This is a genomic window from Holdemanella sp., from assembly GCF_056804935.1.
Map to the genome: position 1 here is coordinate 1 of NZ_DBMEXE010000191.1, position 3108 is coordinate 3108.

A 3108-nucleotide genomic window follows, 5' to 3' on the forward strand; every position below is an offset into this window, starting at 1 on the left:
AACAATCAAAGATTATAACGAAAAATATAGACTTCCATATATCATAGAAAATGACAGGGGTCTTAAAAGAAGAGTTGTTGTTCAACCAGAATGGAGAGATTTCTTAATGACTAATTATCGTGTCATTATGGAATGGGTCCATGATGAAAAGATCAAGTATCTTGAAAAGCGAAAGATTGAAGAGTGCATCTAGTGATGTACTTTTTATTTTTGCTAAAATAAAAACATGGCAAAAAATAGAAAAATTCAAAAAAAGTGTATATTAATGATGAAAAAATAAAAAACTCCTTTATGTAAAGGAGTAATTGATGAATGGTAGCGCGTACGGGATTCGAACCCGTGATACAGCCTTGAGAGGGCTGTGGCTTAACCGCTTGCCGAACGCGCCATGCGCTTAAGTATTATAGCACAAAATAAAAGAGAAGTATAGACTTCTCTTATAATTCTGCAATCAAATCGCATAAGTTTTTATAGGCTTTTTGAAAAGATTCTAGGTTCAGTTTTTCTTCTGGCGTATGACAACCTTCGGCAATAGGACCGTAAGTGATGATATCTAAATCTGGAATCAATCCTTTTAGAATACCCGTTTCCATACCGCCGTGGGATGCTTCTGTTTCCATTTCTACACCTTGTCTTTTTAAGATTTCTTTTAATATATCTCTTAATGGACTGTTAGCTTCATAGTTCCATCCGCAGAAGTTTGTATCTTCATGTTCAAATGCATGACATAATTGTGCAATCATGTTGATCTTATTTCCTGATTCATCCTTCATAGATTCTAATGGGGAACGAATGCAGAAAGCACATTTCACAACATTGTCTTCTGTTCTTAATTTACCTAAGTTAAGGGAAGCTAGAGTCAATCCTTCAATGGCCATAGATTTATGCTGCAAACCATTTGGTAATAAATAGTATAGTGTAATTAATTCATTTGTATCTTTTGAAGTAAAGGCTTTAGTAGCTTTTTCTGTTTCTTCCAATTGAATATCAAGCTTACTATCACTAAATTCAAATTCTGTTTTTAAATCTTTTACGATAGAATCAATATTTGGTTTAATGTCTGAAACGAAAGTTGCTTCTGCTTCTCTAGGAATTGCATTTTCTTTTAGACCACCATTTACGGATACGATTTGAAGATCTTTTAATGTTTGTAGAACTCTAAATAAGATTTTAATGGAGTTACCCTTTTCTTGATCAATGCAAGCACCTGAATGACCTCCATCTAATCCTTTGACAATAAGTTTATAAGTTGGTTTATTTACTTCTTCAAACGTGCATGTTTTATCGACATAGGCATAGCGACCACCGCTTGTTGTGGTACAAGTACTAATTTCACCACCACCATCTAAACCAATCATTTTTTTAGCATTGAAGTATTCTTTCTTTAAATTAATAGATCCTAATAGGCCCACTTCTTCTTGCACAGTAAAAACGCATTCTAGGTTTGGATGTTTTAGAGTGTCATCACTAAGAATGGCCAACATGTAGCTAACTCCAAATCCATCATCGGCACCTAATGTTGTTCCTTTCGCTTTTAACCAGCCATCTTCAACATATAAATTTAAAGCATCGGTTTCAAAGTCAAAATCAACATCCTTGTTTTTTTCACATACCATATCCATATGCGCCTGCAACATGACAGTATCGTGATTTTCATAGCCTGGTGTAGCATCTTTATAAATAATCACATTATTCATGTCATCACGAACATATTTAAAATCATGTTCCTTCGCAAAGTTTTCTACATAGTCTGCAATTTTTTCTTCATGAAAAGATCCATGAGGAATTTTTGAGATTTCTTCAAAATATTTGAAGATTGCGATATTTTGATCTAATACACTCATTATCTATACCTCCACTTGATTAAAAATAGTATAATCTAAAAAATGAGAGACGCAAGTCTCTCACTATTGAATATTGATATATCTTGTTTCTTCTTCACACTTCACTGGTTTTGTAGGTAATAAGATAAATAATTCACCATTGTCAAAACGAGCTTTGATATCCTCTTGTTTATAGCCTTCACCAATATAGAAAGAACGAGAATAAGTTCCAGTAAATCTTTCTTGACGAAGTACACGCGTATCTTCTTTGTTGATATTACGAGTAGCTGTGATCTTTAAGTAGCCATCTTTTAATTCAATTTGAATATTTTCTTTTTGAATACCACAAACCTCCATGCAGATTTGATAATATCCATCCTTTTCATAAATGTCTGTTCTTAATACAGTACTTGTATCTTGTTTTTTAGTATCGTTGAAAAAGTCATCAAAATAATTAGGGTAATAGCGCATATTGAATCCTCCTTAGCACTTATATCTTTTAACTGCTAATATCATAGTACAATTATTTGGCACAGTCAAGAGCTGAGTGCTAATTATTTTGTCGCTTGTTTCTAGAACATTTTTCTGCATCAATAGCCAAGACAAACATAAGTGCATCCAATGCATTTTCTGGATCTTTAACATCAATGACATAAGTATCTGTAAAATTAAATATTTCTTTGCGAATAATCGCTACAGTATCATAGCTTTCATCCACAATTGTATAATTCCATTCAGTAAGAGTTCCATCAATATGCCATCCGTTGTAGTCAATATTATAATGTGGAGTAAAGAAAGATAATTCTTTCGATAGACATCCAATATATTCATTATTCTTATAGATTTCAAATTTAGGAAGTAAAGTCATCACCTTTTCTAATACAGTACCCACTTCATTTCCATTTTGATCATAAATGACTAGTTTATGTCCCCAAGAAAGTTTTCCTTCGACTTGATATATGACCTGACCATCTTCGTTGTATATATCATAACTGTCAAACCAGGAAAAGAATCGTTGCTTAAATAATAGTTTCATAATTTCACCACCACATAAATTATAGCATTGAATATATTTAAGGTTTATTTAAGTTTTAATATATATACTCATTAACGAAATAGGTGATTATACTTTTCATGCCCTTAAAATAATCATGCCTATTTCTTTTTTTTGACAATTTTTAAATTCTTAAGAAAACTTAATGAAATCTTAAGAAAAACATAATACAATATTTTCGAGGTGGATTATTTATGAAGAAAAAACTTGGAAATATATTGATTTTTGTGC

At 31.9% G+C, this 3108-nt stretch carries 4 protein-coding genes and 1 tRNA gene; 1 reads left to right on the forward strand and 4 read right to left on the reverse strand.

Translation table 11 applies throughout. From position 1 onward, the window contains the following. A partial coding sequence (locus ACZQCL_RS07980; RefSeq protein ID WP_482482661.1) for a hypothetical protein occupies nucleotides 1-193 on the forward strand: 193 nt, incomplete at its 5' end. Nucleotides 194-313: 120 nt separating this feature from the next. Here ACZQCL_RS07980 and ACZQCL_RS07985 read toward each other — a convergent pair. From ACZQCL_RS07985 to ACZQCL_RS08000, 4 genes are all read right to left on the reverse strand, one after another. After that, nucleotides 314-388: transfer RNA gene (locus tag ACZQCL_RS07985), tRNA-Glu, on the reverse strand. A gap of 49 nt (nucleotides 389-437) precedes the next feature. Continuing rightward, nucleotides 438-1844, reverse strand: coding sequence for a beta-Ala-His dipeptidase (pepD, locus tag ACZQCL_RS07990; RefSeq protein WP_482482663.1), 1407 nt, complete (start codon nucleotides 1842-1844; stop codon nucleotides 438-440). A 63-nt stretch (nucleotides 1845-1907) separates the two neighbouring features. Further along, nucleotides 1908-2294 carry an Hsp20/alpha crystallin family protein gene (locus ACZQCL_RS07995; RefSeq protein WP_482482665.1) on the reverse strand — a complete coding sequence of 129 codons (387 nt, stop codon included), beginning with the start codon at nucleotides 2292-2294 and terminating at the stop codon, nucleotides 1908-1910. 79 nt (nucleotides 2295-2373) lie between these two features. After that, nucleotides 2374-2859: an LURP-one-related/scramblase family protein gene (locus ACZQCL_RS08000; protein ID WP_227992273.1), complete on the reverse strand. Its 486-nt coding sequence runs from the start codon at nucleotides 2857-2859 to the stop codon at nucleotides 2374-2376. Nucleotides 2860-3108 lie beyond the last annotated feature (249 nt).

Excerpts from the sequence above, each read along its gene's own strand:
- ACZQCL_RS07995 (WP_482482665.1), bottom strand. The coding sequence starts at position 2,294 with ATGCGCTATTACCCTAATTATTTTGATGACTTTTTCAACGATACTAAA.
- pepD (WP_482482663.1), bottom strand. The coding sequence starts at position 1,844 with ATGAGTGTATTAGATCAAAATATCGCAATCTTCAAATATTTTGAAGAA.
- ACZQCL_RS08000 (WP_227992273.1), bottom strand. The coding sequence starts at position 2,859 with ATGAAACTATTATTTAAGCAACGATTCTTTTCCTGGTTTGACAGTTAT.